We start from the raw sequence: 16,219 nt of genomic DNA, 5'->3' as shown, positions 1-16,219 counted from the left end.
CTGGGGCGGCGGGGGACAGTCACGCCCTTGCCGTGGCTTTCACTCGCTGTACCGATCTTGACCTCTGCTGCCTCTGATGCTGACGCCCGCGCGCGTCATGACCGCGCCTTCCTCGGCCACCCGGCCGGCCTGGGCTGGCTTTCCTTCTGTGAACTGTGGGAGCGCTTCAGCTACTACGGCATGCAGGCGCTGCTGGTGCTCTACCTCAGCAACTACCTGTTCCTACCCCACAACGTCGGCCAGGTGGCCGGCATCGACGCGCTGCGCCATGCCATCGAGAGCGTCACGGGCCCGCGCTCGCCGCAGCAACTGGCGTCCGTCGTGTTCGGGCTCTACGTGGGCCTGGTCTACCTGACGCCGATCTTTGGCGGACTGCTGGCCGACCGCGTGCTGGGCCGCACCCGCACCGTGGTCATCGGCGCGCTGCTGATGGCCGCAGGCCACTTCCTGATGGCTTTCGAGACGGCGCTGCTGCCGGCGCTCGGCTGCCTGCTGCTGGGCGTGGGCTGCTTCAAGGGCAATATCGCCGCGCAAGTGGGCGACCTCTACGCGCCGGGCGACCGGCGCCGCGCGAGCGCCTTCCAGATCTTCATGCTGGCGGTGCAGGTGGCGGTGGTCGCCGCGCCGCTGGTGTGCGGCACGCTGGGCGAGAAGGTGGGCTGGCACTGGGGCTTCGGTTCGGCCGGCGTGGGCATGCTCATTGGCCTGGTGGTCTACCTGGCCGGCCGGCGCTGGCTGCCGCCGGAGGCGCCGCGCGGTGCGGCGCATGCTGCCGAAGTGCGCCCGCCGCTGGACCGCCGTGCCTGGCAGCAGGTGGCGCTGCTGGTGGCCCTGATCCCGCTGCTGATGCTGTCCATCGTCGGCAACCAGCAATACAACAATGGCTTCCCGCTGTGGTCGCAGCAGCACATGGACCTGACGGTGGCCGGCTTCCAGGTGCCGGTGACCTGGCTGCAGGCGGTGGATGCGCTGCTCAGCTTCGGCACCATGCTCGCGTCGCTGGCCTTCTGGCGCTGGTGGGCCACCCGCCGCCGCGAGCCCGACGAGATCACCAAGATGGCCCTGGGCTGCTTCGTGGCGGCCTGCGCGCCGGCGCTGCTGATGATCCCGGCGCTGGCCATCGAGGGCAGCGGCGCGCGCATCAGCCTGGCGTGGTCCTTTGGCTATGCGCTGGTCAACAACATCGGCTTCGCCAACATCATGCCGGTGGGCCTGGCCCTGTACTCGCGCGCCGCGCCGCGCGGCCTGCAGGGCCTGATGATCGGCATCTACTACCTGCATCTGTTCTTCGGCAACAGCTTCGTCGGCTGGCTGGCCGGGCTGCTGGAGGTGATGCCCGGCTCGCGTTTCTGGGGCCTGCATGCGGTGCTGGTGCTGGCGGCGGCCGTGGGCCTGCTGGCGGTGAAGTTCCTCTTCGGCCGCGTGCTGGCGCCTGACGAGGCCCCGGCGCCTTCACCTGCACGCTGACCGCAGGCGGCTGCCTACACTCGCGCCATGATCACCGTCCACCACCTCAACAACTCCCGCTCGCAGCGCGTGCTGTGGCTGCTCGAAGAGCTGGGCCTGCCCTACGAGATCAAGCACTATCAGCGCGATGCCAAGACCTCGCTCGCGCCGCCGGAGCTCAGGCAAGTGCACCCGCTGGGCAAGAGTCCGGTCATCACCGACGGCGGGCTCACCGTCGCCGAGAGCGGCGCCATCCTGGAGTATTTGGTCGACAAATACGGCCAGGGGCGCCTGAAGCCCACCAGCGAGCAAGACCTGCTGCACTACCGCTATTACCTGCACTTCGCCGAAGGCTCGGCAATGCCGCCGCTGCTGATGAAGCTGATCTTCAACAAGATCAAGCGCGCGCCGATGCCCTTCTTCGTGAAGCCCATTGCCCGTGGCATTGCCGACAAGGTGCTGGGCAGCTTCGTGCAACCCAACATCGATGCGCAGCTCAAGTTCCTGGAGAGCGAGCTCGCCGCACGGCCCTGGTTTGCCGGCGCGCAGATGTCGGCGGCCGACGTGCAGATGAGCTTCCCGTTGGAAGCCGCTGCGGCCCGAGGCGGCGCCCTCGACGCCTATCCGAAGATCAAGGCCTTCCTGGCCCGCATCCACGCCCGCCCGGCCTACCAGAAGGCGCTGGAACGCGGCGGCCCCTACAGCTTGATGAGCTGAGCGCGGGGCGGCGTGCGGTGGCTCAGGGCGCCGTGAAGCGCAGGTCCGCCGCCGCCACCACCGCGTTGCGCCGGCCGGGGTAGGACAGCCACTGCATCGCGGCGTTCAGGTCCTCGACGATGGACTCGGCCGGAATCCGCCGGCCGGCGCCGAGGTCCAGGTCGGCCGTGGTGTGGCCGTCGGCCACCAGGGTCAGGTCGAAGCCCCGCTCCAGCGCGCCGTAGGCCGTGGCCCGGATGCACCAGTTGGTGGCCGCACCGGCCAGCACGACATGGTTGACACCGAGACGGTCCAGCTCGGCCAGCAGCGGCGTGTCTTCGAACGACGAGTTGTGCCGCTTGTCGATGCGCAGCTCCTGCGGGTCGGGCTGAAGCTCGGCCACCCACTGCCAGCCGGGCGAGCCAGGCGGCAGCTCGTCGTCGCCATGCTGCACCCAGATGACCGGCACGCGGCTGGCGCGGGCGCGGGTCAGCACATGGGCGATGTTCTGCACGACGGCGTCACGAGCCCATGCGTCGGCGACCACCCCCGCCTGGACATCCACGACCACGAGGGCTGTCTTCGATCCGGGGCGTATCGACATGGTGCACCTTTCCTCCCGATGGGGCTGGCGCAGCTTAGTCCCTTTCTGCACGGCCACCTACACTGCCGGCTTGCCGTTGTGCCCCGCTGGCCTGTCGCCCGGCCGCTGCCCCGCAGTGGTGCTGACCTCCCCGTGCTGCATCGCGTTCCCTTTGCAGTTCACCGGAGGCGCCATGCCCGGCTACGACGTCAAGGTCCAGACCCTCGCCATCAACGGTGCGGCGGACCTGCAGATCCGCTCCCTGCTCGACCACGACCAGTTTGCCGACCCCACCGGCGCGGCCGAGGCACTGGGCATCTCCTCGGCGCAGTGGCCGCTGTTCGGCCAGGTCTGGCCTTCGGGCCTGCAGCTGGCGGCGGCGATGGCGGTGCGGCCGCTGGCGGACGGCGAGCGCATCCTGGAGATCGGTTGCGGCCTGGCCCTGGCCAGCCTGGTGTGCCACCGCCGCGGCGCCGAGGTCACCGCCAGTGACATCCACCCGCTGGCCGGCGCCTTCCTGCTGGAGAACCTGCGCCTGAATGAGCTGGCGCCCATGCGCTACTGCCATGGCGACTGGGGCGCGCAGGCCACGCCACCCGAGCGCGGCGCACCGCGCGTGCAGGGGCGTTTCGACCTCATCATCGGCAGCGACGTGCTGTACGAGCGTGACGACGGCGGCGCGCTGGCCGCGTTCATCGAGCGGCATGCGCTGCCGGCCTGCGAGGTCTGGATCGTCGACCCCAACCGTGGCAACCGCCCCGCCTTCACACGGGCGCTCGCGGCGCTGGGCTTCACGCTCGACGAGACGGCGCTGGAGGGGGCAGGCTACCGCGGGCGGTTGATGCGTTTTGCTCGCACGGCGTCCTGAGGCGCCCCCTCAGCCCCACAACCGCCGTCCCACCAGCACCAGGTCCCGCTCGCTCCCTTCCAGCCGTGCCACGCGGGGCATGCAGCCCCAGCGCTCGAAGCCGTGCTTCTCGAAGAGCCGCAGGCTGCCGGTGTTGGTCGCGAAGATGGTGGCGGTGAGCACCTCGATGCCCAGCCCGGGCGCGGCCCGTGCGGCCTCGTCGAGCAGGTAGCTGCCCAGGCCGCAGCGCTGACGGGCGGGATGCAGATAGATGGCGAGGTCCGCGGTGATGAAGTAGCCGGGCCGCTCGTTCATGAAGTGCAGGAACGCCAGATAACCCACCACGCCAAGCGATGGCGCGTCCGCATCCTCGGCGACCCAGAAGGGCCGGTGATCGGGCGTGTGCTTCAGGAAGGACGGCCGGCGGGCCTCGACCGTGATCGGATCGAGATCGCAGCTGCAGGTGCGTGTGACCACGGCCGCGTTGTAGATCTCGACGATGCGCGGCAGGTCGGTCTCGACGGCATGGCGGTGGGTGAAGCGCATGGGGCTGGGCGGCGTCGGCTTGGATCTCGCAGCCTAGCGCGCACCCGGCCTTGTGCACCATTGCTGCTCGCACGGGACGCCGTCGTGGTTGCCGTCCATCTGGGTGCCGGGGCAATGGTTGATGAACCAGGTGGCCTCGGCGCAGGAGGTCATCTGTGAGCAGTGGGTGCGGCCGTCGCAACGGAAGCCGGGGGGGCTGGGTGTTTCCAGGGCGGGTGCGGCGACGGCGGGCATCTGCTCCAGGCTGCGGCGTTGGGCGGACTGGCGGAAGTGGCCATAGCCCCAGTAGGCACCCGCGCCCAACACGCTGGCTGCCACGGCCAGGCTCAACAGCCCGCCCAGCGCTGACGACGAGGCGCCACGCCTGGGGCGCGCCGGCTGGTGACGGGCTGGCGGCGACACTGCAGGCAGTTCGCCGAGAGCCAGTCTTACCACGTTGACCGCCTGGGGCCGGCCGTCCTTGCCGCGACCGAGCTCGAAGCTGACGGTCTCGCCTGCTACCGGCTTCGCCGCCCTTTCGCCGAAGGCGCTGATGTGCACGAAGACCTCCGCGCCGCCGCGCGTGGGCGCGATGAAGCCAAAGCCGCGAGCGTCGTCCCAGCGTTGCAGGATGCCGTCCCACCTCACGGCCGGCTCCTGCTGCCCCCGCCGTAGTCCACCACCTGGCAGCCCGGCCCCTTCGGGTCGGCGCAGCAGGCGGCGAGCTGTTGCAGGCTGCTGGCGAACTGTTCGTTCCATTGGGCCTGGCTGTGCAGGTTGCCGGGGCTCATCCAGTGCGATTGCGGGAAGCGGCGGGACCAGGCGTTGCCGCCCGCCTGGGGCGCGTTGCCGGTGGACTGCTGCAGGGCCACCTGGCAGGAGTTCATGTTGCCCATGCGGTGGCAGGCCGTGCAGGTGTTGCCGCGCGTCGTGATGCCGAAGGCGTTGAGCCTGGCCCAGGCCTTCTTGAAATCCTCGCCGATGGCCTTGGGCTGGTAAAAGCCGAAGGGGTCGCCGGGCAGCTGCGTGGTCTGGGCGATGTAGGGGCTGTACATGAAGGGTCCGCTGTCGTGGCAGCTGATGCAGGCGGGCTGGCTCCAGGCCACCTCGCGCGGCGACAGCCAGACCTTCTCGGCCGGCAGCGGCCGCTGGCCCTCGGGGCTGGCCGGCTGAGGCTGGCGCGGCAGCAGGCTGGGCGAGGGCACCCAGCGGCCGTCGATGCCGCGGTCCTCGCGCAGCGGTGCGGCGGCCTTGGCGGTGAACCAGCAGGTCTTGCCGTCCTTCAGGCTGTGGGAGATGACGTTGATCTCGTCGAACAGCGGGCTGCCCGCGGGCCGGGCGACCTGCTTGCGGCAGATCGCGCTGATCTGGGCCGTCTTGTCATCGCGCAGCACCAGGGCGCGGCTGCCGGGCACGCACTGGCTTTGCGCGTCGACCTGCGGCAGCAGCGAGGGTCGGTCGCAGGTGGCAGGCGCCGGCTGTGGCGGCACGGGCTTGCCGTCCTGGGTGATCGGGATCTCCTGGCCGGCCATGCAGCTGAAGGCCGGGATGGCGGCGATCTGCTCGGCGCACTGGCGGCCGTAGGCAGCCAGCGTCTCGGCCTGCACGCCAGTTTGAACGGTGCCCGCGAGGAGCAGCAGCAACACGTACCTCATGCCGTCACCAGCCCTTTCTCCGCCAGCACCACCGCACGAATGGCCTGGTGGTAGCGGGCATAGCCGGTGCAGCGGCAGATGTGCTGCCCCACCGCGTCCTCGATGGCGGCGTCGAGCTGCGCCCGCTTCACCGGCTGGACGCGCAGCCGCGCCAGCAGCATCTCGGTGGCCATGACGAAACCCGGCGTGCAGTAGCCGCACTGGAAGGCGAAGTGCTCCAGGAAGGCTCGCTGCACGGCACTGGGGCGCTCCATGCTGCCAGTGCCCTCCACCGTGGTGATGGACTGGCCCTGCAGCAAGGCCACGGGCGTGGAGCAGGCCAGCATGGGCTGGGCCTGGCTCCCGGGTGAGCGGCGTGCCGCCACCGTGCAGGCCTTGCAGACACCGATGCCGCAGCACAGCCGGGTGCCCGACAGGCCCAGCGCCTCCTGCAGGAAGTCGATGAGGGGCAGGTCGTCGGGCACGCGCGTGTCGACCGCGCGGCCGTTGACGTGGAACTTCACAGGGACGAGGGCGTCGCTCATGACAGGGCCTTTGCGATGTCGGCAGCAGTGATGGGCAGGGCACGGAAGCGTCGCGCGGTGGCGTGCGCAATCGCGTTGCCGACGGCCGGCGCGATCGGGCAGAGCACGGCCTCGGCGATGCCCTTGGCCGTGGGTTCGTCGGACGGCAGCGTCGTGAGGTTCAGCCGCGCCAGCGGCACGTCGGCGCTGAGGGCCACGTGATAGCGGTCCAGGTTCCAGCGGCCATCCCCGGCGCCGCCGGCTTCCAGGGGCAGGTTCTCCAGCAGCGCGTAGCCGATGCCCATGGCCACGCCGCCCTGGGCCTGGCCCGCGAGCAGGTCAGGTTGCAGCACGCGGCCGGCGTCCACGATCAGCTCCACCGCCACCACGCGCGGCTCGAAGGTGCGTGGCGCGATCTCCACCGCCACCAGCGCGCCCGAGGGCGCGTAGAGGCTGCGGCCATACAGGCCTGCCTCGGGGTTGGGCGGGATCACGTCCTGCCGCGGTACCACCTGCCAGCTCGTCTGCCCGGCGGGGCGCAGCGACAAGGCGTCGATGGGCAGCAGCAGCGGCGCGCCCGCCGGCAGTGCGTAGGTGGCCGACACCCAGGTGGCTTCATACAGGCCGTGCACCATGGCCGCAGCGGTCAGGCCCGCCGCATGCACCTTGGCCGCGAGATCCACCAGTGACAGCCGCGCCAGGCCCGGCGCCACGAGATGACCTGCGGTCCAGCGCGTGCGGCCCTGCACCTGGGCGAGTGGCACCCCCCAGATGGCCGCGGCAGCCGGCAGCAGGCCCGCCTCGAACAGCACGCGGCTGGCCTGCTCGGTCACGTGCACCTGGTGGAAGGCCGTCAGGCAGGCGCTGCTGGACATGGCGAAGCTGGCCGTCCAGTCGGGCTTGCTCCAGCTGCCGCCGGCGTAGCTGCTCACGCCCAGCGCATTGAAGCTGCCGACATCGCCCATGACGATGTCGTGCGCGTTGTGGCCCAACCAGGCGGCGGTGGAGATGGCCAGCGTGGTGGCCGAGCCGTTGCCCATGTCCACGCAGTTGGTGCGCACGGAAAGCCGCCCGTCGGGCGCCAGCGCCACCTCGGCCATGACGCCGTCCTTGCCCGTGCCGTAGGCCTGGTTGGCCAGCGCGAAGCCCACGCCGTAGCGCACGCCCTCGCGCGCCTTGGCGGCCTTGACGGCCTCGCGCTGGCGCCACAGCCGGTGGGCGCGCGCGCGGCGGCAGATCTCGCGCAGCGTCATGGCCTGCGTCAGCGGCGCGCCGGTGATGGTGCGGTCGCCTTCGCGCAGGGCGTTGATCTCTCGCAGCTCGATCGGGTCGCGCTTGAGCGCCACGGCCACCTCGTCCACGAGTGTCTCCACGGCGAAGCTGGCCTGCGGGCCGCCGAAGCCGCGCATCGAACCGGCCACCACGCCGGTGCTGGGCTGGGCCGCGGCGTCCACATAGGCCTGGCGGATGTCGTAGCCCGACAGGCCGCAGTAGCCGGCCAGCATGGCCACGAACTGGCTGTAGTTGTTCTGCCCGCCGGAAGGCAGCACCTGGCGGCTGCCGAAGGCCACGAAGCGACCCGAGGCCGGGTCCACCGCGATCTCCTGCGTGATGCGGCTGGCCAGCTGCTTCAGGCCGCCCTGGAACTGCTCGTAGCGGTCCTGGGCGATGCGCACGGGCGCGTCCACCAGCGCGGCCGTGACGGCGAGCAGGGGTGGGAAGGTCGACACGTCGCGCCCACCGAAGCCGCCGCCGGGATAGCAGGAGTTCAGCACCACCGTGCCCACCTGGATGGCGCAGGGCGCACCGAACATGGCCAGGCTGTCGCCCGCGTCGCCGTTGGTGGCCTGGGTGCCGAGCACCAGGTGGAGCGTGCCGCCGCCGCGGCGGTCCAGCCACGCCAGGCCCGCCTCGGGCTCCATGAACATCGGGTCCAGCACCTGGGTCGTGTAGCGGCCCGACAGGCGCAGCAGGGCCGGGTCCTTCAGCCGCGCATCGATGCGCGCGCGCAGCGAGCGCGCGGTGCTGTTGTAGGGCGCGCTGGTGGAGTCCGGGGCGTAGGGGTCGGACTCGGCCCCCACCTGCACCTGCGAGAACGGGGCGATGCCCGGCGCTTCATAACGCGTCAGGTAGGTGGCCGGCGGATAGGGCGACGCGACCCCCGGCGGGATGGCATCGCCGCGCTTCACGACGCCAGGCTCGAACTGCAGCGCGCGCCGGGCGCGGCGCAGGGTGGTCGCATCGGCAAACACCAGGATGGCCACCGGCTGGCCGTAGAACTGCGGTGCCGTGCCGCAGGGCACGAGCAGCTGCCGGATGCCGTCGGCACCTGCCGTGGAGAACGGCAGCGTCAGGTTCAGCGAGGCGAGGTCACGCTGGGGCCAGGGGTAGTCCGGCAGCGGGGCCTGCGTGATGGTCAGCAGCGGGGTGATGCCTGCGGCGTCCAGCCGGGCCAGGTCCAGCCCGGCGAAGGCGCGGTGCGGGTCGGTCGCCCGCAGGATGAGGGCCGCGCGTTCGGCGCGAGGCCAGCCGGGCATGTCGGCGGCGCGGAAGTCGCGTGCATAGATCTTCTGCCCCGTGACCTTGGCCAGCCCGTCGATGCGAAAGCGGGCCTGGCCTGGGCCGCCCGACCAGTCCGGGGCTCCCGCTGGCGTGGTGGGCTGGGTGGGCGTGCCGGCGGGCTGTGGCAAGGCACCGGGCAGGCGCGGCGCACCCGGCTTGCGCGCCAGCGCCAGTTCATGCACCAGCAGCGTCACGGCGGCTGCGCCGGTGCCGATGATGCGGCGCCGGCTCAGCGTGAACGGCACCTCGGTGTTGTCGTTGTCCGGCACGCGACCTCCCCTGCGAATGATGGGGCGGAGTGTGTCACCGCAGACGCGGCGGCAGTGGGCCGATCAGGGCTGATACGGCCCCGGAGTTCTGCCGGGTTACGCCGTCGGCCGGGTGCGGTAGAAGGTCAGCGGCTCGGCCTTCATCTGGCTGTTCAGCTGCTTGAGCACGTTCTTGCGCAGGGCGCCCACGACATGCATCTCGCAGGGCTTGCAGTCGAAGCGCAGCGTGAGGGTGTCGTCGCCATGCTTGAGCGTCAGGGGCTCGGCGCGCACCGTGCCCTGCACGCCGGTCACGCCCTTGGCCTGCTTGGGGCACAGGCTCAGGCTCCAGCGCACGCAGTGCTTGGTGATCATCAGCGGCACCTCGCCGAGTTCCTCGTGGCTCTCGTAGGCCGCGCCGATGACCTTCACGCCATGGCGCGCATAGAACGCGGCGGCCTGCGTGTTGTAGACGTTGGCGAGGTAGGTGAGGGTGTCGTCGGGGTAGGGCACCGGCGGCTCCACCGCGCGGTCGCGCGGCAGGCGCTCGAAGGCCGCCGTGCGGGCCGCCTCCAGGGCGGCCACGGCCTCGCGGCGCAGCGCGTTGAGCTTGCTGACCGGCAGGAACAGCGGCTCGCGCATCGCCAGGCGCACGCGGCGGGCTTCGAAGATCGTGTCGCCGAGCTTGGCCAGGTGCTCCTTGAGCTGCGCCTCGGCCTGCTTCGCATCGCGCGCCGGCTCATGGGCATGCGGCAGGCGCACGGCGGCTTTGGTGCCGGTTTCGTCTTTCAGGCTCAGTTCGAAACCGCCTTGCACCTGGGCCAGGGTCACGTCCAGCGCGATGCGGCGCTCGCTGCTCGGCTTGGCCAGCAGCCGCTCCCAGGCCATGTCGCGGTTGCGGCTCACGGCGGTGCCGGGGAAGAGGTCTTTCAAGTCGCTGAACGCCTGGCCCTTGGACAGGTTGGGCTCGATGCGCCACAGCGTGCCGCCCAGCGGCGTGGCCACGTTCACTGGCACGCCCTGCAGCTCGCCCTGCCGGTCCCACCAGGTCAGCGCGTCACCGTTGTTGACGACGCGGGTGGCGTCGCCGGTGTCGAGGTCGAACTCCGCCGCGCCCACGCGCTTGACCTCACCCAACGGCATGCCAGCATGCTTGGGCGTGTCGAAGGCGCCGATGTCGATCTTGCGGCCATTGACGAAGTAGTCGGTGCCGCCGCGGTTGAACGCCTGCTCGGGCTCGGGCGTGAAGGTGAAGCGGCAGCGGCCGTGGCTGGTGCGCGCCAGCTCGGGGCGGCGGTCGAGGATGGCGTCCAGCAGCGTGCGGTAGTGGGCCGTCACGTTCTTGACGGTGGCCATGTCCTTGTAGCGGCCCTCGATCTTGAAGCTGCGGATGCCGGCGTCGATGAGGGCCTCCAGGTTGGCGCTCTGGTCGTTGTCCTTCAGGCTGAGCACATGCTTGTCGTGCGCAATGACGCGGCCGGCCGCGTCGGTCACGGTGTAGGGCAGGCGGCACTCCTGGCTGCAGCTGCCGCGGTTGGCGCTGCGCCCGGTGTGCGCATGGCTGATGAAGCACTGGCCGCTGTAGGCGACACACAGCGCGCCATGCACGAAGAACTCCAGGTGGGCCTGCTGCACCTCGGCCTTGATGGCGCGGATCTGCTGCAGGTCCAGCTCGCGCGCCAGCACCATCTGCGAGAAACCCACGTCCTGCAGGAAGCGCGCCTTTTCAGGCGTGCGGATGTCGGTCTGGGTGCTGGCGTGCAACTGGATGGGCGGCAGGTCCAGCTCCAGCAGGCCCATGTCCTGCACGATGAGGGCGTCGACGCCGGCCTCATACAGCTGCCAGGCGAGCTGGCGGGCGCCCTCCAGCTCGTCGTCGCGCAGGATGGTGTTGAGCGTCACGAAGATGCGCGCGTTGTAGCGGTGCGCGTGCGTCACCAGCCGCGCGATGTCCTCGATCGGGTTGCCCGCCTTGTCGCGCGCGCCAAAGCCCGGCCCGCCGATGTAGACGGCGTCAGCCCCGTGGTTGACGGCCTCGATGCCGATGTCGGCGTCGCGGGCAGGGGCGAGGAGTTCGAGTCGGGTCAGCGGTGCGGTGGCCATGCCGGATTTTATGAAGCCCTCGCCGCACGGCCGGCCGCCACGTCCTTGGCGACCTCGTCCACCAGGGCCCGCAGCCAGCGGTGCGCCGGGTCGTCCCGGTAGCGCACATGCCAGGCCATGTGGACCGGGAACGTGCCCAGGTCCACCGGCGCGGGCAGCACCTTCACCCGCTTGTCCTGCGCGAGGTGCCGGCAGATCAGGCGGGGCAGCGTCGCGCAGTAGTCGGTCACGGCGACCATCTCCGGGATGGCCAGGAAGTGCGTGACCGACACCGCCACTTCGCGCTTGAGGCCCTGGCGCTCCAGCGCCTGGAACAGGCCCACGCGCAGCCGCCCTGGCGGCAGCATGTTGACGTGCTTGAGGCGTTCGTATTGCGCCTTGGTCAGCCGTGCGCCGACGGTCGGGTGATCGGCGCGCACGATGCAGTCCAGGCCGTCGTCGATGAGGTGCTGCACCACGAGGTTGTCTGGCGGGTCGACGATGCGGCCGAGCACCAGGGCGGTGGTGCCGGAGATCACGCCGGTGTCGGCGAGGTCGCTGCCGTAGGGCGTCAGGCGCAGCCGGATGCCGGGCGCGCGCTCGCGCAGCCGCGCCACGATGGCCGGCACGAGCACGAACTCCACATAGCTGTTGGGCGCGATGGTCAGCAGCAGCTCGGCCCGGGCCGGGTCGAAGGCTTGCTGGCCGAGGATCACGCCATCCAGCGCCGCCAGCGCCGCCGCGATGGCCGGTGCCAGCTCCTGCGCCTTGGGCGTGGGCTGCATGCCGTAGCGCTCGCGGATGAAGAGCGGGTCCAGCAGCAGCGCGCGCAGCCGCGTGAGCGCGTTGGACAGCGCCGGCTGCGTGATGTTGAGCCGCGCGGCGGCGCGGGTCACGCTGCGCTCTTCCATCAAGGCCATGAAGACGGGCAGCAGATTGAGGTCGTAGCGCATCCAGATATGTTGACCAGTGAATATCTGGAATTCAATAGATAAATTGGATGAATTGCTGCACTGCATCCATTCTTCGGTCATCCCTCAGCAACCCCTGATCTGGAGACCGCCATGACCACCACCCCGACCCTGTTCACCCCCACCCGCCTGGGCGCCATCGATGTGAAGAACCGCATCGTCATGGCCCCGCTGACCCGCTCCCGTGCGGGCATGGACGGCGTGCAGACACCGCTGGCCGCCACCTACTACGCCCAGCGCGCCTCCGCCGGCCTGCTCGTCGCCGAGGCCACCAACATCTCCCGCCAGGGCCGCGGCTACGCCTTCACGCCGGGCATCTACACCGACGACCACGTGGCCGCGTGGCGCCACGTGACCGACGCCGTGCACGCCGCCGGCGGCAAGATCGTGCTGCAGCTGTGGCATGTGGGCCGCATGTCGCACACCAGCCTGCAGGAAGGCGGCGCCGCGCCGGTCGCGCCGTCGGCCCTGCAGGCCGGTGGCAGCGTCTTCACCGAGAACGGCTTCGAGCCGCCGTCCATGCCGCGCGCCCTGCGCACCGACGAGATCCCGGGGCTGATCGAGGACTATCGCCAGGCCGCGCTGCGTGCCAAGGCGGCCGGCTTCGACGGCGTGGAAGTGCATGCCGCCAACGGCTACCTGCTGGAGCAGTTCCTGCGCGACAGCACCAACCACCGCACCGATGCCTACGGCGGCTCCATCGAGAACCGGGCCCGCCTCACGCTGGAGGTGGTGGCGGCGGTGGCCGGCGTCTGGGGCGCCGACCGTGTCGGCGTGCGGCTGTCGCCGCTGTCCACCGCCATCGGCGACACGCCGCTGGACAGCACGCCCATGCCGACCCACGGCTACCTCGTGGCCAAGCTCAGCGCGATGGGCATCGCCTACCTGCACGTGGTGGAAGGCCAGATGCACGCTGGCAACGGCGCCGACGCCTTCGACATCCGTGCGCTTCGGGCGGCCTTTGCCGGTGCCTACATGGCCAACAACGGCTACGACCGCCAGGCCGCGCTGGACGCCACCGCCCAGGGCCGGGCCGACGCCGTCGCCTTCGGGCGCGCCTTCATCGGCAACCCCGACCTGGCCGAGCGCCTGCGCGACAACCGGCCACTGTTCGACGCTCCCGCGTCGAGCTACTTCGGCGGCGGTGCCGAGGGCTACACCGAGTTCACCCAGCCGCAGGCCGCCTGATCGCGCGCCTTGCATTTCCCCTCGGCCGGCCGCAGATGCGCATGTCCTGCCAAGATGTCAAGCTTTCCCGTTCCTCCACCCCCGCGAGAACCGATCATGAACAACTTCAACCTCTACGTCCCCACCCGCGTGCTCTTCGGCCAGGGGCAGATTGCCGGCGTGGCCAAGCAGGTGCCGGCCGGCGCCCGTGTGCTCGTCACCTACGGCGGCGGCAGTGTGCTGGCCAACGGCGTCATGGACCAGGTGCGTGCCGCCCTGGGTGAGCGCATCGTGGCCGAGTTCGGCGGCATCGAGCCCAATCCCGACTACGCCACGCTGATGCGCGCCGTCACGCTGGGCCGCGAGCAGGGCATCGACTTCGTGCTGGCGGTGGGCGGCGGCTCGGTCGCCGACGGCAGCAAGTTCATCGTGGCCGGCATTCCCTACGAGGGCGACCCGTGGGACCTGTTGACCGGCAAGGGCAAGGTCAAGACCGCGGTGCCGCTGGGCGTGGTGCTGACGCTGGCGGCCACCGGCTCGGAGATGAACTCCGGGGCCGTCATCAGCCGCCGCGAGACGGGCGACAAGCTCTTTTTCGGCTCCGAGAAGGTCTTCCCGCGCTTCGCGGTGCTGGACCCGAGCACCCTGTTCAGCCTGCCGGTGCGGCAAACCGCCAATGGCGTGGTCGACGCCTTCGTGCACACCATCGAGCAATACCTGACCTACCCGGTCAATGCCAAGGTGCAGGACCGCATGGCCGAAGGCCTGCTGCTGACCCTCATCGAGGAGGGCCCCAAGCTGCTGGAGAACCCGAGCGACTACGACGCCCGGGCCAACGTGATGTGGGCCGCCACCATGGCCTTGAACGGCTACCTCGGCGCCGGCGTGCCGCAGGACTGGAGCACCCACATGCTCGGCCACGAGATCACCGCCGTGCATGGCCTGGACCATGCGCAGACCCTGGCCATCGTGCTGCCCGCCATGCTGGCCGCCCGCCGCGAGCCCAAGCGCGCCAAGCTGCTGCAGTACGCCGAGCGCGTCTGGGGTCTGCGTGAGGGCAGCGAGGAGGCCCGCATCGACGGCGCCATTGCCGCCACCCGCGCCTTCTTCGAACGCATGGGGGTGCCGACGCAGCTGTCGGGCCACGGCATCCGCGAGCCGCGTCTGGACGCCATCCTCGCCAAGCTGGAGGCCCACGGCATGACGAAGCTCGGCGAGCACGGCGACGTGACGCTGGACACCAGCCGCGCGGTCCTCGAAGCCGCCGTCTGATCGGGGCTCGCTCGCGCTGGGCTCAGCCCACTGCGCGAGCGAGTTGCATCACGCCGTCGCGGATGCTCACTTCGGAGAAGGCCGCAAAGCCCAGCCGCAACCCCGGCGGCGCTGCATGCTGCAGCGCATAGGCCGACAGGGGCGTGACTGAGACGCCAGCCGCGGCCGCGCGGGCGGCAATGTCGGCGTCGCGCGTGGCCGCGGGCAGGCGCACGGTCATGTTCAGGCCGCGTTGCACCGGCGGCATCTCCAGCCAGCGTCCGAAGTGGCGGTCCAGGTGATGGCGCAGCACGTCGGCACGAAAACCGTAGACCGCGCGCAGCTGGCGCACATGCCGCGCCCAATGCCCGTCGGCCATGAAGTCATTCAGCACGGCCTGCTCCAGCAACGACGGCTGGCCCTGGGTCAGCGTCAGGGCCTTGCAGAACGGGTCCACAAGGCGGTGGGGCAGCACCACATAGGCCAGGCGTTTGCAGGGCGCCATGCTGAAGGCGAGGCTGCCCAGGTGGATGACGCAGTCGCCGGTGTCCGCGGCTTTCAGGGCGTCGCCGCCGCTGCCGTCGAAATGCAGGTCACCGGCGAGATCCTTGTCCAGCACGTAGGCGCCACTGGCCTGCGCCCACGCCAGCAGGGCCTGTCGCCGTGCGGTCGACATGGGCTGGCCCAGCGGCATCTGCGCACCGGCCGTCACGCAGGCCAGGCGGGCGCGGGGCGCCACGCGCAGGCCCGCGTCGACGGCGAGGCCTTCGTCATCCGCCGGCACCGGCACCACCTGGGCTCCGGCGGCGGCCAACACCGCCTGCAGCGCGTGTGAGCCGGGGTCTTCGAGCCACACCGGCTCGCCGGGGTTGACGAGCAAGCGCGCCAGCAGGTCGGTCGCCTGGCGCGTGCCCGACACGATGACGATCTGCCCCGCGTCACAACGCAGGCCGCGCGACAGCGCGAGCTGGTCGGCCAGGGTCTGACGCAGCGCCGACAGGCCCTGCCACTGCGGCTCGGCCATCACCTGGCCTTCGTACCAGCGCGCACGTCGTGCAGCCAGCCGCGCCCACACGGCAGCCGGGAAGAGGCTGGTGTCGATGCGGTCGGCCTCGAAGGTGCGAGGCAAGGGGCCGTGGCGTGACAGCACCCCGGCACCCTCGTCCACCAACTGCCGGCCGCGGCGGGACAGGAATGCCTCGGGCGCCGGGCGGCGCGGCGCCGGCTCGGCGGCCTGGCGCGCCAGACCCGGCGCGACAAAACTGCCGCGACCGACCCGCGCCGAGATGTAACCGTCGGCAAGAAGTTGCTCAAAGACTGCGGTGACCGTGGAGCGCGAGACGCCGTGGTCGCGCGCCAGGCTGCGGGTGGTCGGCAGCCGGCTGCCGGGTTGCAGGGTCCCGTCGCGCATTGCTTCACAAAGGGCCGCGTACAGCCATTGCTGCAGCGTGACGCCGGGGGCGCGCGGGCTCAGGGTCAGCGAATGCTCGGTCGGGCGGCGCATGGTGGAGCTGAATTGGTTTGGTCGGGCGGGCCTGAATTGGTCTGCGACCGGTGGCATGCCCTCGGGGCAGCATGCGCGCCGTCTTGAGCCGGCCAGAAGCTGGCCATGAGCCGTGAATGACGACGATGTCATCTTAGGTGCCGAAGGCGCAGGGATGGCAGGGACCGAATCAGGAGAAC

Annotated in this window: 14 protein-coding genes; 5 read left to right on the top strand and 9 right to left on the bottom strand. The window is 70.8% G+C overall.

Annotated features, from left to right (window positions below):
• The first annotated feature begins 57 nt into the window (after positions 1–57).
• Together CDO81_RS15810 and CDO81_RS15805 are read left to right on the top strand one after the other, a co-directional pair.
• Positions 58–1,467, top strand: a complete 1,410-nt coding sequence (locus CDO81_RS15810) for a peptide MFS transporter (protein ID WP_206602114.1) — start codon at positions 58–60, stop codon at positions 1,465–1,467.
• A 27-nt stretch (positions 1,468–1,494) separates the two neighbouring features.
• On the top strand, positions 1,495–2,163 hold the full coding sequence (locus CDO81_RS15805; protein WP_088484194.1) for a glutathione S-transferase family protein: 669 nt from the start codon (positions 1,495–1,497) through the stop codon (positions 2,161–2,163).
• A 22-nt stretch (positions 2,164–2,185) separates the two neighbouring features.
• On the opposite strand, the gene CDO81_RS15800 is transcribed toward CDO81_RS15805, so the two are convergent.
• Positions 2,186–2,746 carry an isochorismatase family protein gene (locus CDO81_RS15800; RefSeq protein ID WP_088484193.1) on the bottom strand — a complete coding sequence of 187 codons (561 nt, stop codon included), beginning with the start codon at positions 2,744–2,746 and terminating at the stop codon, positions 2,186–2,188.
• 172 nt (positions 2,747–2,918) lie between these two features.
• Between CDO81_RS15800 and CDO81_RS15795 the strand changes: the two genes are divergently transcribed.
• Positions 2,919–3,593: a class I SAM-dependent methyltransferase gene (locus CDO81_RS15795; RefSeq protein WP_088484450.1), complete on the top strand. Its 675-nt coding sequence runs from the start codon at positions 2,919–2,921 to the stop codon at positions 3,591–3,593.
• 9 nt (positions 3,594–3,602) lie between these two features.
• On the opposite strand, the gene CDO81_RS15790 is transcribed toward CDO81_RS15795, so the two are convergent.
• The 7 genes from CDO81_RS15790 to CDO81_RS15760 form a co-directional block, all read right to left on the bottom strand.
• Positions 3,603–4,118, bottom strand: a complete 516-nt coding sequence (locus CDO81_RS15790) for a GNAT family N-acetyltransferase (protein ID WP_088484192.1) — start codon at positions 4,116–4,118, stop codon at positions 3,603–3,605.
• A gap of 33 nt (positions 4,119–4,151) precedes the next feature.
• Complete coding sequence (locus tag CDO81_RS15785; protein ID WP_088484191.1) at positions 4,152–4,745, bottom strand: cold shock domain-containing protein; 594 nt, start codon at positions 4,743–4,745, stop codon at positions 4,152–4,154.
• Entirely contained in the window at positions 4,742–5,752 is a 1,011-nt protein-coding gene (locus CDO81_RS15780) for a hypothetical protein (protein ID WP_088484190.1), read from the bottom strand. Before CDO81_RS15780 ends, CDO81_RS15785 begins: the two co-directional genes overlap by 4 nt.
• Positions 5,749–6,276: a (2Fe-2S)-binding protein gene (locus tag CDO81_RS15775; RefSeq protein ID WP_088484189.1), complete on the bottom strand. Its 528-nt coding sequence runs from the start codon at positions 6,274–6,276 to the stop codon at positions 5,749–5,751. The genes CDO81_RS15780 and CDO81_RS15775 overlap by 4 nt, the downstream gene beginning before the upstream one ends.
• Positions 6,273–9,086, bottom strand: coding sequence for a xanthine dehydrogenase family protein molybdopterin-binding subunit (locus CDO81_RS15770; RefSeq protein WP_088484188.1), 2,814 nt, complete (start codon positions 9,084–9,086; stop codon positions 6,273–6,275). The genes CDO81_RS15775 and CDO81_RS15770 overlap by 4 nt, the downstream gene beginning before the upstream one ends.
• A gap of 96 nt (positions 9,087–9,182) precedes the next feature.
• Positions 9,183–11,168 carry a peptidase U32 family protein gene (locus tag CDO81_RS15765; RefSeq protein WP_088484187.1) on the bottom strand — a complete coding sequence of 662 codons (1,986 nt, stop codon included), beginning with the start codon at positions 11,166–11,168 and terminating at the stop codon, positions 9,183–9,185.
• An 8-nt stretch (positions 11,169–11,176) separates the two neighbouring features.
• Entirely contained in the window at positions 11,177–12,100 is a 924-nt protein-coding gene (locus tag CDO81_RS15760) for a LysR family transcriptional regulator (RefSeq protein ID WP_088484186.1), read from the bottom strand.
• 111 nt (positions 12,101–12,211) lie between these two features.
• Between CDO81_RS15760 and CDO81_RS15755 the strand changes: the two genes are divergently transcribed.
• Together CDO81_RS15755 and CDO81_RS15750 are read left to right on the top strand one after the other, a co-directional pair.
• A complete protein-coding gene (locus CDO81_RS15755) occupies positions 12,212–13,306 on the top strand; it encodes an alkene reductase (RefSeq protein ID WP_088484185.1) in 1,095 nt (364 codons plus the stop codon).
• 96 nt (positions 13,307–13,402) lie between these two features.
• A complete protein-coding gene (locus CDO81_RS15750; RefSeq protein WP_088484184.1) occupies positions 13,403–14,557 on the top strand; it encodes an iron-containing alcohol dehydrogenase in 1,155 nt (384 codons plus the stop codon).
• Positions 14,558–14,579: 22 nt separating this feature from the next.
• Here CDO81_RS15750 and pdxR read toward each other — a convergent pair whose 3' ends face one another.
• Positions 14,580–16,040 carry a MocR-like pyridoxine biosynthesis transcription factor PdxR gene (pdxR, locus tag CDO81_RS15745; RefSeq protein ID WP_158218304.1) on the bottom strand — a complete coding sequence of 487 codons (1,461 nt, stop codon included), beginning with the start codon at positions 16,038–16,040 and terminating at the stop codon, positions 14,580–14,582.
• Positions 16,041–16,219: the final 179 nt, after the last annotated feature.

Source organism: Roseateles puraquae, from assembly GCF_002205845.1.
In the GTDB taxonomy this organism is placed as follows: domain Bacteria; phylum Pseudomonadota; class Gammaproteobacteria; order Burkholderiales; family Burkholderiaceae_C; genus Pelomonas; species Pelomonas puraquae.
This window is presented reverse-complemented; position numbering and strand designations above follow the sequence as displayed.